Annotated in this window: 13 protein-coding genes; 10 read left to right on the plus strand and 3 right to left on the minus strand. The window is 70.7% G+C overall.

Going from position 1 to position 15,094, the window contains the following annotated elements; genetic code table 11:
* The 5 genes from VOI19_RS02540 to VOI19_RS02560 form a co-directional block, all read left to right on the plus strand.
* Nucleotides 1-272, plus strand: a 272-nt coding sequence (locus VOI19_RS02540; RefSeq protein ID WP_323791384.1) for an SDR family oxidoreductase, incomplete at its 5' end; no start/stop codon positions are given.
* A gap of 110 nt (nucleotides 273-382) precedes the next feature.
* Nucleotides 383-1,228, plus strand: coding sequence for an SDR family oxidoreductase (locus VOI19_RS02545; RefSeq protein ID WP_323791385.1), 846 nt, complete (start codon nucleotides 383-385; stop codon nucleotides 1,226-1,228).
* Nucleotides 1,225-2,295: a phosphotransferase family protein gene (locus VOI19_RS02550; RefSeq protein ID WP_323791386.1), complete on the plus strand. Its 1,071-nt coding sequence runs from the start codon at nucleotides 1,225-1,227 to the stop codon at nucleotides 2,293-2,295. The genes VOI19_RS02545 and VOI19_RS02550 overlap by 4 nt, the downstream gene beginning before the upstream one ends.
* Nucleotides 2,296-2,297: 2 nt before the next feature.
* On the plus strand, nucleotides 2,298-3,458 hold the full coding sequence (locus tag VOI19_RS02555; RefSeq protein WP_323791387.1) for an acyl-CoA dehydrogenase family protein: 1,161 nt from the start codon (nucleotides 2,298-2,300) through the stop codon (nucleotides 3,456-3,458).
* 74 nt (nucleotides 3,459-3,532) lie between these two features.
* On the plus strand, nucleotides 3,533-6,802 hold the full coding sequence (locus VOI19_RS02560; RefSeq protein ID WP_323791388.1) for a M14 family zinc carboxypeptidase: 3,270 nt from the start codon (nucleotides 3,533-3,535) through the stop codon (nucleotides 6,800-6,802).
* Between the two features lie 27 nt (nucleotides 6,803-6,829).
* Here the strand turns inward: VOI19_RS02560 and VOI19_RS02565 are convergent, their stop codons facing one another.
* Nucleotides 6,830-8,065 (minus strand): helix-turn-helix domain-containing protein, encoded by a 1,236-nt coding sequence (locus VOI19_RS02565; protein WP_323791389.1) that lies wholly within the window; start codon nucleotides 8,063-8,065, stop codon nucleotides 6,830-6,832.
* Between the two features lie 192 nt (nucleotides 8,066-8,257).
* Here VOI19_RS02565 and VOI19_RS02570 point away from each other — a divergent pair, with 192 nt between their 5' ends.
* The 5 genes from VOI19_RS02570 (at nucleotide 8,258) to VOI19_RS02590 (ending at nucleotide 13,235) form a co-directional block, all read left to right on the plus strand.
* Nucleotides 8,258-9,058, plus strand: coding sequence for an ABC transporter ATP-binding protein (locus VOI19_RS02570; RefSeq protein WP_323791390.1), 801 nt, complete (start codon nucleotides 8,258-8,260; stop codon nucleotides 9,056-9,058).
* Between the two features lie 4 nt (nucleotides 9,059-9,062).
* On the plus strand, nucleotides 9,063-9,764 hold the full coding sequence (locus tag VOI19_RS02575) for an ABC transporter ATP-binding protein (protein WP_323791391.1): 702 nt from the start codon (nucleotides 9,063-9,065) through the stop codon (nucleotides 9,762-9,764).
* 86 nt (nucleotides 9,765-9,850) lie between these two features.
* A complete protein-coding gene (locus VOI19_RS02580; RefSeq protein ID WP_323791392.1) occupies nucleotides 9,851-10,624 on the plus strand; it encodes a branched-chain amino acid ABC transporter permease in 774 nt (257 codons plus the stop codon).
* Between the two features lie 104 nt (nucleotides 10,625-10,728).
* Nucleotides 10,729-11,904: a branched-chain amino acid ABC transporter permease gene (locus VOI19_RS02585; RefSeq protein ID WP_323791393.1), complete on the plus strand. Its 1,176-nt coding sequence runs from the start codon at nucleotides 10,729-10,731 to the stop codon at nucleotides 11,902-11,904.
* A complete protein-coding gene (locus VOI19_RS02590; protein WP_323791394.1) occupies nucleotides 11,901-13,235 on the plus strand; it encodes an ABC transporter substrate-binding protein in 1,335 nt (444 codons plus the stop codon). The genes VOI19_RS02585 and VOI19_RS02590 overlap by 4 nt, the downstream gene beginning before the upstream one ends.
* An 84-nt stretch (nucleotides 13,236-13,319) precedes the next feature.
* Here VOI19_RS02590 and VOI19_RS02595 read toward each other — a convergent pair whose 3' ends face one another.
* A complete protein-coding gene (locus VOI19_RS02595; protein WP_323791395.1) occupies nucleotides 13,320-13,970 on the minus strand; it encodes a class I SAM-dependent methyltransferase in 651 nt (216 codons plus the stop codon).
* Entirely contained in the window at nucleotides 13,963-14,772 is an 810-nt protein-coding gene (gene truA / locus VOI19_RS02600; protein ID WP_323791396.1) for a tRNA pseudouridine(38-40) synthase TruA, read from the minus strand. The genes VOI19_RS02595 and truA overlap by 8 nt, the downstream gene beginning before the upstream one ends.
* Nucleotides 14,773-15,094 lie beyond the last annotated feature (322 nt).

Genomic DNA, 15,094 nt, shown 5'->3' on the forward strand with positions numbered 1-15,094 from the left:
CGATGATCAGCCTCACCGAGACCCTCGCCGAGGAGCTCGGGCCGAGGATCCGCGTCAACGCCGTCGCCCCGGCGGTGGTGAAGACCAAGTTCGCCGAGGCGCTCTACGTCGGCCGCGAGGAGGAAGCCGCTGCCGGCTACCCCCTCAAGCGGCTCGGCGAGCCCGACGACATCGGCAGCCTGGTGGCGTTCCTGCTCTCCGACGAGTCGTCCTGGATCACCGGCCAGACGATCGTCGCGGACGGCGGGGTCAGCCTCACCGGCGGTGTCTGACGCACCGTTGTTGTTTCGCCGAGTCGGCGCGTACTCGCGCCGACTCGGCACCCCACCTGGGGCACGAGCGGCCTGAGCGGCTTGAGAGGCTTGAGAGGGAGGAGAGGTTGATGGGACACGCACAGCTCGAGGGCAAGGGTGCCGTCGTCACGGGCGCCGGAGGGGGCATCGGCAAGGCCCTGGCGACCCGACTGGTGCAGGAGGGCGCCCGGGTCGTCGTCAACGACCTGAACGGCGAGATGGTCGAGGCCACCGCCGCCGAGATCGGGGCCTACGCCGTGCCCGGCGACTGCTCGTCGGCCGACGGCGTGGCTCACCTGATCGACTCCGCCACCGAGCACCTCGACAGCCTCGGAGTGTCGCTCGACATCTTCTGCGCCAACGCCGGCATCGACCGCACGCAGCCCGACAGCCTCCAGGCCTCCGACGACGACTGGGCGCTGATGCTCGACGTCAACGTGATGGCCCACGTGCGCGCCGCGCGCCTCCTGGCCCCCCGCTGGGTCGAGCGTGCTGCTGCCGGCGAGGAGGGCGGCCGCTTCGTCGTCACCGCCTCGGCCGCCGGACTGCTCACCATGATCGGCGCGGCTCCCTACTCGGTCACCAAGCACGCCGCCGTCGGGTTCGCCGAGTGGCTCTCGATGACGTACGGCGACCGCGGCGTCGCCGTCCAGGCCATCTGCCCGCAGGGCGTGCAGACCGCGATGCTCGAGCAGGCGGGCCCGCTCAAGGACCTCCTCTCCCACGACGAGGCGCTCGAGCCCGCGCAGGTCGCCGACGCCTGGGTCTCCTCCCTCGACGGCGGGCACTTCCTCGTCCTGCCGCACCCCGAGGTCGCCGGCTACTACGCCGCGCGTGCCGCCGACACCGACCGCTGGCTCGGCGGCATGCGCCGCCTGCAGTCGAAGGTCGACCTCTACGTCGAGTCCCTCGAGTCCCCCGAGACGCAGTCGTGACGCTCACTGGGCTCGACCTCGACGCCTACCGCCGGTGGTACGACGGCGTGCGACCCGGGGAGATCACCGGTGAGCTGTCCGGACGGCTGATCGCCGGCGGCAAGTCCAACCTCACCTACGAGGTCGGCGACGGCACGTCGACCTGGATCGTGCGACGTCCGCCGATGGGCCACGTGCAGGCGACCGCGCACGACATGGGTCGCGAGTTCACCGCGATGTCCGCCCTGGGCGGCACCGACGTGCCGGTCCCGACGATGCACGCCCTCTGCGACGACACCGACGTGATCGGCGCGCAGTTCTACGTGATGTCGAAGGTCGAGGGCATCGCCTACCGCACCGCCGACGAGCTCCGCACCCTCGGTCCCGACGTCACCGACCGGCTCGCCGGCGCCATGGTCGACGTCCTCGCGCGCCTGCACGCCGTCGACCCGCAGAGCGTCGGCCTCGGCGAGTTCGGCCGCCCGGCCGGCTTCCTCGAGCGGCAAGTACGACGGTGGGGCCGCCAGCTCGAGGGCTCGGCCACGCGTCCGCTGCCCGACGCCGACGCCCTGCTCTCACGGCTCGCTGCGAGCGTGCCGGCCGACGATGCCGCGCGTGACGCGTCGACGTCCGCGATCGTCCACGGCGACTACCGCCTCGACAACCTGCTCACGCTGGCCGACGACGCACACCGGGACCAGCCCGTGCAGGCTGTCGTAGACTGGGAGATGGCCACGATCGGGGACCCGCTGACCGACGTCGCGCTGCTGCTCGTCTACGACACGCTCGGCACCCTCGTCGGCGGGAGTGCCGTCGCCGACGCCTCCTCCGCCCCCGGCTACCCCGACCAGCGCACCCAGCTCGAGCGCTACGCGACCGCGAGCGGCCGTGACCTGCCCGACCTCTCCTTCCACCTCGGGCTGGCCTACTTCAAGATCGCCGTCATCCTCGAGGGCATCCACCACCGTTTCGTCGCCGGCCAGACCGTCGGCGACGGCTTCGACACCGTCGGGCAGGCCGTCGAGCCATTGCTGGCCGCCGGTCTCGCCGCCACCTCGAGCACCTCCAGCAGCACGAGCAAGGAGTAGTCATGGACCTCAGCCTCAGCGACGACCAGGAGGCCTTCCGCAGCCTCGCCCGCACCTTCCTCGACCGCGAGGCCGTGCCGCACCGCACGCAGTGGGACCGCGACGAGGCCGTCGACCTCGACATCGTGCCCAAGATGGCCGAGATCGGCTTCTTCGGTCTCACCATCCCCGAGGAGTACGGCGGGCTGGGCGGCGACTACGTCACCTACGCGCTGGCGATGGAGGAGCTCGGTCGCGCCGACTCCGCGCTGCGCGGCAACGTCTCGGTCAGCAGCGGCCTGGTCGGCAAGTCGATCCTCTTCCACGGCACCGAGGAGCAGAAGCAGGAGTGGCTGCCCCAGCTCGCCGTCGCGAGCAAGCTCGGCTGCTTCGGCCTCACCGAGCCCGACACCGGATCCGACGCCGGCAACCTGACGTCGAGCGCCAGGCAGGACGGCGACGACTACGTCCTCAACGGCCAGAAGCTGTTCATCACCAACGGCACCTGGGCCGACGTGGCGCTGATCTTCGCCCGCACCAGCGACGACGGCCCGCGCGGGGTCACCGCCTTCCTGGTCCCGACCGACTCCCCCGGCTTCGAGGCCCGCGAGATCAAGGGCAAGCTCGGGCTGCGCGGCCAGGCCACCGCCGAGCTCTTCCTCTCCGACGTCCGGGTGCCCGCCTCCGCCGTCCTCGGCGGGCCTGACGGAGTCGGCAAGGGCTTCAAGGTCGCGATGAGCACCCTCGACAAGGGGCGCCTCGCGGTCGGCGCCGGCTGCGTCGGCATCGTGCAGGGCTGCCTGGAGACCTCGGTCGAGTACGCCACCAGCCGCACCCAGTTCGGTCGACCGATCGCCGGCTTCCAGCTCGTGCAGGACATGATCGCCGACATCTCCCTCGACGCCGACGCCGCGCGCCTGCTCGTGTGGCGCTGCGCCGACCTGATCGACCGCGGCGAGCCGTTCGGCGTCGCGGCGTCCAAGGCCAAGCTCTACGCCTCCGAGGCCGCCGTGCGCGCCGCCAACAACGCCATCCAGATCCACGGCGGCTCGGGGTACGTCGATGAGTACCCGGCCGCCAAGTATCTGCGGGACGCCCGCGTGATGACGCTCTACGAAGGCACCAGCCAGATCCAGAAGCTGCTCATCGGCCGCGCGGAGACGGGGATCAACGCCTTCGTGTGACGGACAGGTCACGGGCCGGTGACCGATTCGCGGTTTCGTGGACGGCGACCTCACCGCACGCTGATACTGGCGCCATGCTCCCTCAGTCTGTCCGGTCCCGTCCGCGCCGCGCTGCCCTGCTGGGGATCGCCTCCCTGGCCGTGGGGCTGCTCGGCGTCGTGCCCCAGAGCGCGGTCGCCGACCCCGCACTCCCCGATCCGCCGGCTCTGGTCGGCGACCCCCGCGAGAGCGTCCCCGACACCCTCGCCGGCGACCTGCTCCTCGAGCGAGCCCAGAGCGCCCAGCGCTCGGGCTCCACGGGTGCCCGCGACTACGAGGGTGAGGGCGAGGGCTACGACACCCCGCTGCAGATGCCGGCGTCGTACCCGACCCAGCCCGTGCTCGACGAGCCCGCTCCGGAGCCGTTCGGCGAGGACGCCGCCACGACCAGCGGCCTGCTGGCCCACTCCGACCTCGCCCCGCAGGTCAACGACTGGATGGCCGAGAGCGACCTCGTCTCGGCCCAGGTCGTCGGCCAGTCGGTCATGGGACGCGACCTCTACCTGGTGACCCTCACCTCTCCCGAGACCGTCGCCGAGACGGCGCAGCAGAAGGCCTGGAAGGAGAAGGTCCGCAACCAGCCCGTCGCCGCGGCGGCCGACTCGGCCCTGCTCGCGGACTACAAGACCCCGATCTGGTTCAGCGCCAACATCCATGGCAACGAGTGGGAGGGCACCGACGGGATCATGACCTACATCGGCGACCTCCTCGCCGCCGAGGACACCGCCGCCACGCAGTCGCTGATGGACCAGCACCGCCTCTACTTCTACCTGACCATCAACCCCGACGGACGCACGATCGGCCAGCGTCCCGGGGTCCTCGGTCTCGACATCAACCGCGACATGATCACCAGCACCACGCCCGAGGGCGTCGCGTTCGCCAAGGTCGCCCAAGAGGTCCAGCCGCTCTACTCGGCCGACATCCACGGCTACACCGGAACGCTCCAAGTCGAGCCCTGCGGCCCACCGCACGGTGACAACTACGAGTACGACCTCTTCATCGGCCACGGCTACGCCGCTGCGCTCCAGGTGGAGGAGGAGATGCTCGACGCGCTTATCCCGGGCAACCCGCTGCCGGGCGGCCAGATCACGATCCCCTACCGCGACACCCCGAGCGGGTGGGACGACTACCCGCCGATCTTCACCGCCCAGTACACCGCCTACTTCGGAGCGGTGACCACGACCGTCGAGCTGCCGCTCCTGCGCAGCGGCACCCAGCAGAACCCCGTCTCCGGAGCCATCAACACCGCCGTGGCGACCCAGACCATCGAGAGCCTCGTCGACTACGTCACCACCAACTCCGCCGACATGCTCGACAACCAGATCGAGATCTTCCGCCGCGGCGTCGCCGGTGAGCCGAAGGTGCAGCTGAACCTCGACAACATCGCCGGCGTGCCCGGGCCCGACGAGTGGAAGTCGGAGTGGGACGTCGCCGACGACCAGAACCCGGTCGAGTACCCCCGCGCCTACGTGATCCCCCGCGGCGACGACCAGCGCTCGATCTCCGACGCCGACCGGGTCGTCTCGCACCTGCTGTTCAACGACATCGAGGTCGCCACCCTCGATGCGGACACGACCGTGGGTGGCACGACCTACCCGGCCGGCTCCTACGTCGTCGACATGCACCAGCCGCTGCGTGGGCTGGCCAACGCCCTGCTCGACGTCGGCTACGACATCTCCGACAAGGTCCCGTCGATGTATGACGTCTCGGCCTGGAGCTACTCCTACCTGTGGGGCGCCACGGTCGAGCCCGTCGGACTCACCTCGGACCCCTCGATCGGTGCCAGCACCGTCATCGACGCCCCGACCCCCGCGTCGGCCCCGCCGGCGAAGGGCACCGCCGTCACCTTCGACCTCGCCGGGGTGGCCGACTACCGCGCCCTCAACGACATGCTCGAGGTCGGCGTGGAGGCACGCATGGCCCCCGACGGCTCGGTCGTCGTCGCCCCTGCGTCGTACGACTCGGCCATCACCGCTGCCGCGGCCCACAACGTGACCGTGCGAGCCGCGACCCCGGCCGAGGTCACCGCCGCGGGCGGCGCGGGCGCTCGCACCCTGGCCGACCTCACCGTCGGCTTCACCGGCACCCAGGACGACACCCTGTCGCTGACCGAGCTCGGCTTCGACGATCTCGTCCCGGTCTCCGGCACCGCGATCAACAGCGACCCGAGCATCCTGAACGACCTCGACGTCCTGTGGATCGGCTCTTCCCTCGGCCTCACCGACGGCTCGGCCGGCGACAACGCCGTGCAGGCCTGGGTCGACAAGGGTCACTCCATCGTCGGTCGCGGCACCGCGGGTCTCGCGGCTGCCGAGGCCTACGGGCTGCTGAGCGCCGACGCCGTCACCGGCACCTCCGACGCCAACGGCATCGTGGCCCTCGACACCCCGGCGGGCTCGGCCCTGGCGCCGTACGAGCAGCCCAGCTCGTTCATCTACCCCGCCGTGACCTTCACGAACGTCGACCCCGCCACCGAGGTGGCGCAGAGCTATGCGGTCGACACGTTCCTGGCCGGCCACTGGCTCGCGACCAACGCCACCAACGGCCCGGACTTCGCCTCGGGCAAGCCGGCGGTCATCAGCAACGAGGTCGCTTCCGGAGCCCGCTCCCTGGTCTTCGGCACCTCGATCTTCTTCCGCTCCCACCCCAAGGGTGGGCTCGGGCAGGGCGGCCGCGCCATCTTCTGGGCGGCCTCGACGGCGCCCACCCCGCTCCCGGTCCCGCGACCCACGACGACCGACCTGACCCAGGTCGGCTCCACCACCTATCCCGACCAGGCGCGGGTGCGCATCGACGTCGCCCCGGCCACCGGGGAGGGCACCCCGACCGGTGAGGTCGTGGTCGTCAACGGGCGCGACAAGATCCTCGGCTCCGCCGACCTCAGCGACGGCACCGCCGTGATCGACCTGCCCGCTCGACGCCCCGGCACCCCGCGTCTGCGAGCCGGCTTCCTGCCCGACGACGCCGGCTTCGAGCCCTCCGTCACCTCGCGCGTGGCGGTCACGACCGCCAAGCTCGGGTCGAAGACCCGCACCAAGGTGCGCCAGCTCGGCAAGCGCCGGATCCGGCTGATCACGACCACGAGCACGGCGCGGCCCGACGACGTCACGGCCACGGGCAAGATGGCCGTGCTCGTCGATGGAGAGCTGGAGCGCACGTTCCGCATCCGCGCTTCCGACGAGGGCGTCCACCGCCTCAAGCTGCGGCTCGGCAAGGGCATGCACCGCGTGCGGGCGGTCTACCTGGGCAACCGGTTCGTCGAGCCCAGCAAGTCGAAGAACCGCAAGGCCCGCGCCCGCCGCTGACCGTGTCGTCCGACCGGCGACCCGTCCTCAACCCTGGGGGCGGGTCTCGGCGGCCAGCGCCAGCGACAGCAGCATCTTGTCGCGGGGGTCGGCGAGCGTGCGTCCGGTGAGCGTCTCGATCTGCTTGAGCCGGTAGATGACGGTGTTGCGGTGGCAGAAGAGGTCCACCGCCGCGTGCGTGGGCGACCCGTCGTGACGCAGCAGCGCCTCGAGCGTCTCGATCAGCGTGTCGCGCTGGGCCTCGGGCTGCGACAGCAGCGGTCCGATGGTCTGCTCGATCAGCACCGAGGTCACCTGGGGGCTGCCGATCATCAGCACCTCGGGAAGACGGTCGGCCACCGAGACCACACGCCGCTCGTCGCGCGCGAGGGTCTCGGCTGCGCGGTTGGCGAGCAGGAACGCGGTCGCGAAACCGGGCAGCCCGCCCACGGCGCGTGCCACGCCCATCCGGGCCGGGGCGTGCGGATCGAGCAGTGCGCACAGGTCGCGCTCGTCAGGCAGGTCGCCGAAGAGCAGGCCGAAGTAGACCCCTGAGCGCACGTGCCAGCGGGCCCCGATGCCGGCGCGGTCGAGGCGGTCCTCGACCGAGCCGAGGTCGTTGGCGGAGTCGGGCTCGTGGAGCACCACCACGCAGGCCAGGTCGTCCCCGGCGCCGATGTCGAGCGCGGCGCGGGCCTCCTCGACGTACGCCGGGTCGCCACCGCGGCCCTCGAGGAGCGCGTCGAGCGTGGCCTGCTGACGCTGGAGGTCCTGGCGGTGCACGCGCGCGCTCTCGCGCCGGTAGGCATCGATGAGCACGGCGTTCTGGGTGTCGAGGTTCGACCAGACCCTGCTCGCCGCCGTGAGCAGCACCCGCTCGTCGACGAGGTGGTCGGCGCCGGCTCCGGCCTTGGCCACCAGAGCCTCCCAGAGCATCCGAGCGCCCACCGTGTAGGCGTGCAGGACCATCTCGAGCGGCACGCCCTGCCGGGCACGGCGCCGTCCGGTCTCGCGCCACAGGTCAGTGGCGTTGAGCGGTCCCGTCGCACCGCCCGACATGATCATCAGGCCGCGCTTGATGTGCTGCCGCGCGCTTGCCCGCACGTCGGCGCGCAGCTCGGGTCCGTAGCGCTCGTAGGCATCGCTGTCGCGCTCGAGCAGGGTCAGCGTGATGCTGTCCGCGATCGCGTCCGAGGAGTCGAGGAGCAGACCCCAGGCACGTGCCACGGCGTCCTCGCCGACGACGTCATCGCCGGCTTCACCGACGAGTGCACCCAGGGTCATGAGGACACGGTCGCACTACTTGCACAGTTTTGACCACCCCCGAAACTACTTAGTGCACAATCGGGAGTGCCCCCAGGCGTGATTGCAGTCACAAACACCAAGGTTCTTTGTGCTGGACGCCTAATGCGGCCACTAGTCGCTGAGCACCACAGTGGACTAGGTCACATCGCCCAACCAGCACTGGAGGTCCCGTTGAGCACGACCGATCCGTCCCCGGCCGTTGTCGCGGAGCTCGACCTGCGCGACATCACGGTGCGCTTCGGTGGCCTCACCGCCCTCGATGGCGTCGGCCTGGCCGTCAACCCGCGTCGCGTCCACGGCGTCATCGGCCCCAACGGAGCCGGCAAGACGACGCTCTTCAACGTCGCCTGCGGCTTCGTCCAGCCCCACTCCGGAGCGATCACGATCCGTGGTGCCGCGCGCGCTCGCCTGCGCCCCAACGACCTCGCCGGCCTGGGCATCGCGCGCACGCTCCAGGGCCTGGGTCTCTTCGACCACCTGACCGTGCTCCAGAACGTCGTCGTCGGAGCCGACCGCCACGCGCGCAGCGGCTTCCTCGGCGCGCTGTTCTCGACCCCGGGCAGCTCCCGCGACGAGCGCCTCCTGCGCGACCGCGCGATGACGATGCTCACCGAGCTCGGAGTCGCGGAGTACGCCGGGCGCTTCCCGCCGAGCCTGCCCTACCCGGTGCGCAAGCGGGTCGCCCTGGCCCGTGCCCTGGTCTCCGAGCCTGAGCTGCTGCTCCTCGACGAGCCTGCGAGCGGACTGTCCTCCGACGAGATCGACGAGCTCGGTGAGCTCATCCGGGGCCTCAGCACCACGATGGCCGTGCTGCTCGTGGAGCACCACATGGACCTGGTCATGAACGTGTGCGACGAGATCACCGTCCTCGACTTCGGCAAGGTGATCGCCCACGGCACGCCCGACGAGGTCCGCAACGACCCGGCCGTGCTGGACGCCTACCTCGGCGAGAACATCGAAGGGGACAACTAGAGCCATGCTCAAGATCACCGACCTCACCGCCGGCTACGGCCCGGTCACCGCGCTGCGCGGCGTCTCCCTCACCGCCGAGGAGGGCCGCATCACCGCCGTCCTCGGCGCCAACGGTGCCGGCAAGACCACCCTGCTGCGCACCATCTCCGGTCTCCACCGCGCCGAGAGCGGCACCGTCGAGCTCGCCGGGCAGACCATCACCCGGGTCCCGGCCGACAAGATGCCCGCGCTGGGCATGTCGCACGTCCCCGAGGGTCGCGGCGTCATCACCGAGCTCACCATCGACGAGAACCTCCGTCTCGGCGGGCTGGCCCGCGGCCGCGTCAAGGCCGAGGAGCTCAACCGCATCTACAGCCTCTTCCCGCCCCTCGACGAGCGTCGCGGCGTCCCGGCCGCCACGCTGTCCGGTGGCGAGCGGCAGATGCTGGTCATCGGTCTGGCCCTGATGGCGCGACCCACGCTGCTGCTCCTCGACGAGCCGTCGCTGGGCCTCGCGCCTCGCATCGTGACCCAGATCTTCGAGCTGCTCCGCGGCCTGGTCAACGACGAGGGCCTCTCGGTCCTGCTCGTGGAGCAGAACGCCCGCAGCGCGCTCTCGGTCGCCGACCACGGCGTCGTCCTCAACCTCGGTCAGGTCGTCGCCGACGACTCCGCGGCGACGCTGGCGGCCGACGACCAGCTCCGACACGCCTACCTCGGATTCTGACGAGGTGACCGCGCCGTGACCGCCACCCAGAGACACACCCCGACCCACCGACCGCTCCACCACTCGCACTAGGAAAGGAGGACCCCGTGCTGCAGTTCACCAACACCGCTCTCGCCGGCCTCGTCCTGGGCATGATCTTCGCCGCCTTCGCGCTGGCGCTGGTCCTGATCTGGCGCTCCACGCGCATCCTCAACTTCGCCCAGGCCCCGATGGCCGTGCTCACCACCTACATCGCGCTGGTGATGATCGAGGACGGCCAGTCCTACTGGCTGGCCTTCGTGGTCGCCCTGCTCTGCGGCCTGGTGCTCGGCGCCGTCGTCGAGCGGGTCGTCATCCGGCCGGTGGAGGGCAAGCCCGACATCAACGCGGTCATCCTGACCCTCGGGCTCTTCATCGTCTTCAAGTCCGCCGCCGAGGTCATCTTCGGCACCAAGCTGCGCACCTACCCGCCCAGCTTCGGCGTCCGAGGCGTCTCGATCGGCGACACCACGATCGGCATCACCACCTCCGACTTCTTCACCATCGGCGCCGTGCTGGCCACGATGGCCGTGCTGGTGGCGCTGTTCCGCTTCACCGACCTGGGCCTGAAGATGCGGGCCGCGGCCAACAACCAGGAGGTCGCCAAGCTCCTCGGGGTCAAGGTCGGTGCGATGCTCACCCTCGGCTGGGCCCTCGCCGCCGTCGTCGGCTCGCTCTCCGGCCTGCTCATCGCCAGCGGTGGCCTGGTGCAGCCCTCCTACATGGACTCCATCGTCGTCTTCGGCTTCATCGCCGCGGTCATCGGCGGTCTCGAGAGCCCGGTCGGCGCGGTCGTCGGCGGACTGCTGCTCGGCTTCTCGCTGAGCTTCGTAAGCGGCTAGATCGGCGCCCAGCTGGTCGCCCTCGTGGCGCTCGGCATCCTGATGCTCGTCCTCACCTTCCGCCCCGGCGGACTGTTCGCCGCTACCCAGGGAAGGCGGGTCTGATGAGCGCTCTCACCACCCGGTTCCGCGGGGCCTGGAGCACCTACCCGCTGGTGCGTCACCTGGTCACCGCAGCCCTCGCCGTGGTCGTCGTGATCGTGGTCCTCACTGCTGCCAGCGACTTCCAGGCCACCAAGCTCACCGAGATGGCCTACATCGCCATCGCCGCGGGCGGGCTGACCCTGCTGACCGGACTCAACGGTCAGATCTCGCTCGGTCACGGCGCCCTGATGGCCTTCGGTGCCTACACGACCGCGCTGCTCTACGACGAGCGCGACGCCGGTCTGCCGCTGGTGCTCGTCGTCCTGATCGCCGTGCTCGTCACCGTGCTCGTCGGCGTCCTGATCGGCATCGCCGCAGCGCGACTCCACGGGCCCTACCTCGCCGGTGCCACGCTGACCCTCGCGATCGCCGTCCCCGGACTGGGCAACCAGTTCAAGGGCACCCTCGGCGGTGACCAGGGCCTGCGGCTCTTCGTCCCCGAGATCCCGTCGTGGGCAGCCGACATCGGCTTCTACCTCACCGGCACCGACCCGAGTCGCAGCAAGTACGTCGCCTTCCTGGCCTGGGTCACGCTGATCATCGTCTTCATCCTGCGCGCCAACCTCGCCAGCAGCCGGGTCGGACGCCGGTGGGCCGCGGTCCGCGACGACGAGGTCGCCGCCGAGATCGCCGGCATCGACCTCACCCGCGCCCGGGTGTCGGCCTTCGTGGTCAGCGCCGCCGCCGCCGGTGCTGCCGGTGCGATGTTCGCGCTGGCCCAGCGCACGGTCAGCCCGCTCGGGTTCAGCCTGAACCTCAGCCTGACGCTGCTCGCCATCGTCGTCCTCGGCGGGCTGGGCAGCCTCACCGGCGCGATCCTGCTCTCCGGCGTGCTCGTGTTCCTGCCGCAGTTCGTGCAGGACCTCGGCGCCGGTGCCGACATCGACGCGACCCGCGCCTCTCAGATGGCCACCCTCGTCTTCGGACTGACGATGGTCCTGGTCATCCTCCTCGCTCCGCGCGGCCTTGCCGGCGGACTCCGAACGCTCAAGGCGAAGGTGGCCAGCGCGACGTCCTCGCGCGGCGGCTCGTCCGACAGCTCGGACAACGATCCAGACTCCCCGTCGTCGACGGAGACAGCAGCATCTAAGGGGACCAGCACCACCCCCACCATCACCAAGAAGGGAACATCATGAAGCGACACCTCTGGGGCCCCACGGCTCCGGTCGTCGGCCTGCTGGCCGCGACTCTTGTGCTCGCCGGCTGTGGCTCCGGCGGCCGCGACGGCGACAGTGGCGGCGAGGGCGAGGGCGGCGGCGACACCACCGGTGTCACCGACGACAGCATCACCATCGGCGGGCACTTCCCGCTGACCGGCGTGGCCGCTCCCGGCTACAGCGAGATCCCGGTCGGCGCCCAGGCCTACTACGACTTCGTCAACGACGCCGGCGGCGTCAACGGCCGGACGATCGACTTCATCGTCAAGGACGACGGCTACGACCCGTCCAAGACGACTGCGGTCACCGACGACCTCGTGCTGCGCGAGGAGATCTTCGCGATGGTCGGCGGCCTCGGCACGCCCACCCACCGCGCGGTCGTCGACGACCTCAACGCCGAGGGCGTCCCGGACATGTTCGTCTCCTCGGGCTCGCTGCAGTGGGGTGACGACGTCGCCAACCGGCCGACCACCTTCGGCTGGCAGCCCGACTACGAGATCGAGGGGAAGATCATCGGCCAGTACATCGCCGAGAACCTCCCCGACGCCAAGGTCGGCCTGTTCCTCCAGGACGACGACTTCGGCACCGACGGCGAGAGCGGCGTGCGCCAGTTCCTCGACGACCAGATCGTCAGCGTGCAGCGCTACACCTCCGGCAACACCGAGATCGGCCCGCAGATCGCCGCTCTCCAGGCCGATGGCGCCGACCTGGTCATCGGGTTCAACACCCCGGCCTACACCGCGCTGACCCAGCTCAACGGCCTCGGCCTGGGCTACTCGCCGCAGTGGTTCTACAGCAACGTCGGCTCCGACCCGACGCTCGTCGGTGGCCTGCTGGCCAACTTCTCCGAAGGTGCCGTCGACGGCGCCGGTGCCCTCGACGGCGTCCTGACCACCGAGTACATCCCGGCGGTCGCCGACTCCGACAGCGAGTGGACCCAGCTGTGGAACGAGGTGTGGGACGCCTCCGGTGAGGACGGCGAGCTCACCAACTTCAACATCTACGGCATGTCGCAGGCCTACACGTTCGTGCAGGCCCTCGTGGCGGCCGGCGAGGACCTCACCCGTGAGGGACTCATCGCCGCGATGGAGGAGCAGGGTGGCGACTTCGCCGGCCCCAACCTCGCGCCGTACCGCTACTCGGCCGACTCGCACCTCGGGATCTCCGGCATGCGCGTCGCCGAGCTGAAGGGCGTCGCCTCGACGCCGCTGACGCCGGTGCTCGTGACCGACATCGGTGACGCCGAGATCGTCGAGGACACCTCGGGCCAGGACGAGGACGGTCCTGCCGAGGGCGGCATCCCGCAGTAGCACCGACCAGCACCACGCCGAGGGGCGTCGTAGGACCGAGAGGTCCTGCGGCGCCCCTCGTGCCGTGTCGAGTGGCGCGTGGTCTCAGCCGCGACGGGTCTCGAGGACCCGGAACTGCTTGGCTCCGCCGATGCGGGTCGTGGGCCAGCCCTGCTCCCCCAGCCAACGCTGGAGGGAGTCGGCGCCGAGGTTCTTGCCGACCACCATCACCGCGCGCCCGTCGGGCGTCAGTCGCGGCAGCCAACGCAGCAGCAGCTCGTGGAGCGCGGGCTTGCCGATCCGGATGGGTGGGTTCGACCAGATCTCGTCGTACGTCGCCTCGTCGAGGATCTCGTCGGGGGTGACGGCGCGGTAGCGCTCGCCGAGACCCAGCGAGCTGGCGTTCTCGTTGGCCAGCAGGACCGCACGCTCGTTGACGTCGACGCCGGTGACGTCGGCCTCGGGAACGGCGGACGCGACGGCCAGCCCGATCAGGCCGTAGCCGCACCCGAGGTCGAGCACCCGTCGCGCGCCGTGGGGCGGCTCGGTCTCGCGGAAGAGGATGCCGGTGCCGACGTCCACGCGGCCCTGGGCGAAGACCCCGGACCCACTCGTGAGCTCGAGGCGGTGCTCCCACACGTCGGCGGTCAGGGGCGCGCGCTTGAACGCGACCGTCGGGTCGGCCGAGAAGTAGTGCTCGGTCTCGCCGTTCTCGCCGGGCTCGCCGGTCTCGCTGTCGGTGTCTGGGTCAGTCAAGGCTGGTCCTCCGGGCTCGTGTCTGCTGGGCCCGGGTGACGAGCTCGTCGTCGGCAGGGTAGGCCACTTCCTCGAGCGTGAGCCCATGGGCGTGGGCGACCGTGACGCCGGGGTCGCGTCGCTCGGCCAGCAGGATCTTCTCCGACCAGCTCACCGGACGCCGTCCCTCACCGATCGAGATCAGGCACCCGACCAGTGAACGGACCATCGAGTGGCAGAAGGCGTCGGCCACGACCGAGGCACTGGCGTAGCCCCACTCGTCGCGGCTCCAGCCGAGGTCGAGCAGGGTGCGGATCGTGGTCGCGCCAGGACGCTGCTTGCAGAAGGACGCGAAGTCGTGGCGGCCGAGGAGCACCTGCGACGCCTGGTTCATCGCGTCGAGGTCGAGGGCCCGGGGCCAGGTGAGCACCGAGGCCCGGGCGAGCGGGTCGACGAGCTCGGGCCGGTCGGCGATGCGGTAGGTGTAGCGGCGCCACAGCGCACTGAAGCGGGCGTCGAAGCCCTCGGGAGCCACCTCGCAACGTCGTACGCGCACGTCGCCGTCGAGGATGCCGTTGAGACGACGTGGGAGGCGCCTCAGCTCGTCGGGAGCGACATCGTCGGCGAGGTCGGTGTGGACCACCTGACCACGAGCGTGGACGCCGGCGTCCGTGCGCCCGGCACACACGAGGATGACGCGCGGGACCCGCAGCGCCGTGGCCAGCGCGCCCTCGAGCTCCTCCTGCACGGTGCGGAGCCCCGGCTGGGTCGCCCACCCCCGGAAGCCGGTCCCGTCATAGGCGAGGTCGATCCGCAAGCGCACTCCCCCAGCCTAGAGCGCCTCCTACCCACACCCACCCCCGGAGGCTGAGCAGGGCGAGCAACGAGCCCGTCGACGAAGCCCCCGCAGGCCGTACGACGGCCGGAACTACCACCCGACGGTGGTTGGAGTGCGAACGAAGTGAGCCTTGAAACCCCGCGAGCAACCCACAATCTCATCCACAGGTTGTTCGAACAGACTACCGAATGTCGGTAGCGACGACTAGAATCGACCCATGCGAACGACGCCCACCCCGACCGCCCTGGATGCGGTTCGCGAGGCCCGCGCCACGGTCGCTGCGGCCGAGGTCGAAGCCTTGCAGCGG

The sequence above is a fragment of the Nocardioides sp. genome (assembly GCF_034670285.1).
In the GTDB taxonomy this organism is placed as follows: domain Bacteria; phylum Actinomycetota; class Actinomycetes; order Propionibacteriales; family Nocardioidaceae; genus Nocardioides.